Annotated in this window: 1 protein-coding gene; it reads left to right on the top strand. The window is 57.2% G+C overall.

Annotation, left to right across the window (positions count from 1 at the left end; all coding sequences use genetic code 11):
- The coding region (locus tag VHE34_RS04740) for a non-ribosomal peptide synthetase (protein WP_325585157.1) at positions 1-4804 on the top strand (4804 nt) is incomplete at both ends.

The raw sequence follows: 4804 nt of genomic DNA, 5'->3' as shown, positions 1-4804 counted from the left end.
TTCTTCGACATCGGCGGCCACTCCCTCAAAGCCATGCGCATGATCTCCCGCGTCTACCAGCAGTCCGGCATCCGCATCAGTCTCAAAGACGTCTTCAAAGCCGAAACCATCCGAAACCTCGCCCGGATCATGCAGGACATGCAGCCCGAACAATATGAGGCCATCGAAAGCATTCCGCAAGCAGACGACTACGCCGTCTCCCACGCCCAAAAAAGGCTTTGGTTACTCAACCAGCTCAAAGAGACCGTCGGAGCCTACAATATCGTCAGCACCTATGAGTGGAAACAACCACTCGATATCCCCAGTGTTCAACTCGCACTCACCGAACTGGTCAACCGCCACGAGATCCTGCGTACCATCTTCATCGAGCGCGACGGGCAGCTGCGCCAGCAGGTCATTGCCGCAGATTCCTTCACCCTGCCCTTTGCCTATCAGCCTACATCCGACAATCCTTCCGCGATCGTCATCGAACATGCCCGCATCCAATTCAATCTCGCCACCGGCCCCCTGTTCCAGGTCATGCTATTGCAGCCCGGCAAAGAGGAATACCTGTTCCTGCTCACCACCCACCATATCATCTCCGATGAGTGGTCCAACGATATCTTTTTTCGCGAACTCATCGAGGCCTACCGCCGCCACCGCACTGGCCAGTCATCCACACCGACTCCCCTCCGCATCCAATACAAAGATTTCTCGGCCTGGCAGAACCGGATGCTGGAAAAACCGGAGACGGATTTTCATCGCAATTACTGGCTCGACCATTTGGCGGGCGAGCTCCCCGTGCTGCAACTGCCCACGGATTACCCCCGCGCTCGAATCAAACGTCATGCAGGTGGCGCACTCAGTACCTCCCTTCCGAAAGCGCATTTGGATGGGTTGCATGACCTGGCCCGCGAAGCCGGTAGCAGCCTCTTCACGGTGTTATTATCCACCGCCTATGCGCTGTTCCATCGCTATACCGGCGCCGAAGACATCATCCTCGGCATTCCCGTAGCCGGCCGCGATCACGGCGACCTCGAGGACCAGCTCGGCTGCTATATAAATACCCTTGCCATTCGGAGCAGGTTCCGCCCGGAAAAAAGCTTCAGGAACCTCGTATCCATCGTCAAGGAAAACTTGCTGGAAGGATATAACCACCAGTTGTATCCCTTTGACCGCCTCGTAGACGACCTGGCACTGGACGGCGATCGCAGTCGCTCACCGCTTTTCGACGTGATGATCAATTATGACCGCCGGGAAGGGTCCGCCGCCGCTGCGCAGCGCGACAACTTCGATAAGGAAAAGATGACCTTCTGCACCTTTGACCTTACCCTGCATTTCTCCGAATACGATGACCAGATTGACATTACGGTCAATTTTGATAAGGACCTGTTCCTGGTCGAACGCATTAAGCGCATGCTGCAACATTTTCATATCCTCGTACAATCGATCACCAGCCATCCTGGCCAGCCTCTTCATTCCCTCGACTATGTACCGCAAGCCGAGAGACTACTGCTCGGCAGCTTCAACGATACCGACACCGCCGTCGATCTTACCCGGTCGCTTGTTGAGTGGTGGGAAGCGTCGGTCGACCGATATACCGACGCGCCGGCCATCCGCTTTGGCAACACCCATCTCTCCTTCTTCGAGTTCGACACGTTGATCAACCGCCTTGCCAATTGCCTCATCGAAAAATTCCGCATCCAGCCCGGCGACCGCGTAGGCATCCTGCTCCATCGGACCCACCGGCTGCCAGCTGCCATCTACGCGGTGTTAAAGACAGGCGCGGCCTATGTACCCATTGATCCTGCGTATCCACAGGACCGCACCGCTTTCATCGCCGGGGATGCACAGCTGTCTCTTATTATCACAGAAGATTCCATCGCCACCGAAGGCCTTTCCTCTCCCCTTCTGCAATGGGAAGCCTTCGAGCAACAACCCTTTGCCGATACCCGGCCAACACTCCGTGCCCAACCCGGTCTTCCAGCCTATCTCATCTATACGTCGGGCTCTACCGGCCAGCCAAAAGGGGTGCCCATTCAGCATCGTTCGGTGGTCAACCTGACGCAATGGATCGTCGACACCGTTTTCGCCACGCAACATGCCACCACCGCCGCTCTGCTGACCGCCTCCGTCAACTTCGATGCATCCGTTCAGCAACTCTTCGCCCCACTGTTCGCCGGCCAGCCGCTGATCATCATCGGCGAGGACGAGCGAACCCATCCCGATAGCTATATCGATCATCTCCGTCAGTTCGATATCGCCGTGGTCGACATCACTCCCTCTTACCTTCATCTTGTCCTCCAGCTCATTCGTGACAACGGCATTACCCTTCCGCATTTGCAAACCGTACTGGTCGGCGGCGAATCGCTGCTCGCGGAAACCATCGACCTCTTTTATCGCCTGCTGCCACAAGCCAAATTATATAATGTTTATGGCCCAACCGAAACCTGCGTAGATGCCACCTTCCTGCTTACAGCGCCTGACCAGACCCGGACCGCCTCCATCGGTCGCCCCCTGCCCAATGTCCGGGTTCATATTCTTGATGCGCATGGCGAACCAACCGGCACCGGCATCAACGGCGAACTCTGCATCGGTGGCGCCGGCCTGGCCGAAGAGTATTGGCGCCGTCCGGAATTGTCCCAACAAAAATTCATCCTTCACCCGGCCCTCGGCAAACTTTATCGCACCGGAGATATCGGCCGTTGGACGGCTGAAGGTCTGCTCGACTTCTTCGGCCGCCGCGATACCCAGGTCAAGATCCGCGGCTACCGGGTAGAACTCGAAGAGATCGAACGCCGCCTCCTGGCCTTCGATTCCCTCAAAGAAGCCGTCGTCACCACCACCGGGTCAGGCGCCGACCTTGACCTCGTCGCCTATATCGTTTGGCGCTCGGATCCAGCCACAGGCACTGACCCGCTCAACGCACTGCGGGATTTTCTAGGCGCCCACCTTCCCAAATACATGGTGCCGCGCCATATCCTCGTCCTGGATAGCATCCCGCGCACTCCCGGCGGCAAACTCGATCGCCGCCACCTTCCCCAACCGGGCAACAACGGAAGCAAAACCGCTGATACGTATCTCGCCCCATCCACCCCCCTCGAATCGCAGCTTGTCACCATCTGGCAGGAGGTACTCGAACGTACTCCCATCGGCGTCAACGACAATTTCTTCGACATCGGTGGCCACTCGCTGAAAGCCATGCGCATGATCTCCCGGGTATACCAGCAAACCGGTATCCGCGTCACCCTGAAAGACGTCTTCAAAGCCGAAAACATCCGGACTCTTGCACAAACGATGCAACACCTCCAAACGGAAGTTTACCAACCCATCGACCGGATTCCGGACGAACCCGACTATCCGCTTTCCCATGCGCAAAAAAGGTTGTGGATCCTGCAACAGGTCGAAGAAGCACAATCCGCCTATACTATCCTCCATGCCTACGAGCTTCGGGGAACGCTCCGGCAGGACGCACTCGTCCACGCCCTGGAGACGCTCACCGACCGTCACGAGATCCTTCGCACCACCTATACGGAACGAAATGGTGAAGTCCGGCAACGCGTAATGCCCGCAAAGGATGGCAACTTCCGGATCGAATTCCTCGACTTCAGCAAGACCCGGGATCAGGAAGAAAAATTGAACGAACTGCTGATCCTTCGCGGCCGCCGGTCCATCGATCTGGAAAAAGGCCCCCTATTCAAAGCCACCCTCGTCACGCTAGCCGCCGACCATTTTGTCCTCCTGCTTCACATGCACCACATCGTCATAGACGGCTGGTCCATGGATATCCTCCATGACGAGGTCCAGCAGTTGTACTCCCGGTTCGTAAATGGCCAGGAGGCCCAACTACCGCCATTGCGAATCCAATACCGCGATTTTGCTCATTGGCAGAACCGCATGCTCGAAAAAGCGGATACGCAGTCTCACCGGCAATACTGGCTACAACAGTTCTCCGGCGATCTTCCGGTCTCACATCTCCCCACGGATTATCCCCGCCCGCCTGTCAAACAATTTCGCGGTGCCTATCAATCCGCCGACATCGATCCGACCATCGCAGCAGCCCTGCAACGCCTCGGCCGCGACGCCGGTTGTAGCTTGTACACCGTTCTACTGGCAACGGTGAACACCCTCTTCCACCGCTATACCGGTACCGAAGACGTCATCCTCGGCGTGCCCGTCGCGGGCCAGGAACACGTCGACCTGGAGGGGCAGATAGGCTACTATGTCAACACCCTGGCCATTCGCAGCCAATTCAGCGGCCGGCAAGGATTCCGTGAGCTGCTCGTCACGGTAAAAGAGCGGTTGCTCGACGGGTATACCCACCAGTTATATCCTTTCGACCAGTTGGTCGACGATCTCCAGGCACAAACCGATCGCAGCAGAAGTCCGCTGTTCGACGTGATGGTCACCACCAAGGTCGTGGAAGAAGCCTCGCTCGGTCTGAAGCCCGCCGACCTCGACGTGAATATCTACCGGCAGGGAAAACGCTTCGAAACAAGCAAGTACGATCTCACCATTCACTTCGCCCAACATCCCGACTACCTGCACGTGTCGGTCAACTACGATACCGATCTGTTCACGGCCGAACGCATCAGTCGCCTGCTCGATCACTACAGCACCCTGCTGCATTCCATCACCCTCGATCCCGATCGGCCGATCCAGTCCCTGGAATACCTTTCTGCGACCGAACAGCAGCTGCTTAAGCAGTTCAACGCGACCGATACCCCCGTCGATCTCTCCTCTTCCCTCGTTGAATTGTGGGAGCAGGCCGTCGATCGCTTTACCCATGCCCCGGCCCTGCGATGCGATCAGCTCCAGCTTTCCT

The organism is Puia sp. (genome assembly GCF_035546395.1).
In the GTDB taxonomy this organism is placed as follows: Bacteria; Bacteroidota; Bacteroidia; order Chitinophagales; family Chitinophagaceae; genus Puia.
The sequence above is the reverse complement of the archived record's forward strand: the minus strand, read 5'-3'. Positions and strand labels throughout refer to the sequence as shown.